Raw genomic sequence first — 224 nt, 5'->3', positions numbered from 1 at the left:
GTGCCGGCCGCCAGGGACTGATAGAAGAACATCACCATGACAAAGATCAGGATGAATACCAGCGGTAGCACCCAGAGGTTGGTCTCATACGCCGCTTCATTCATCGCCGCGGTCACACCGATGGTGCCACCGGCCAGACGGATCTTCAGACCTTCCACTTTGCCGTCGTTCGCTTCGATCCACTGTTTTGCGGTGTGGATCGCACGACGGATCGTCTCGCCCTG

At 58.0% G+C, this 224-nt stretch carries 1 protein-coding gene; it reads right to left on the bottom strand.

Features of this window, described 5'->3' with window-relative positions; genetic code table 11:
• Positions 1 to 224: hypothetical protein (locus Q0882_RS16715; protein WP_299184106.1), on the bottom strand; the 224-nt coding region annotated here is incomplete at both ends.

It is taken from the genome of uncultured Neptuniibacter sp., assembly GCF_947498015.1.
In the GTDB taxonomy this organism is placed as follows: Bacteria; Pseudomonadota; Gammaproteobacteria; order Pseudomonadales; family Balneatricaceae; genus Neptuniibacter.
The sequence above is the reverse complement of the archived record's forward strand: the minus strand, read 5'-3'. Positions and strand labels throughout refer to the sequence as shown.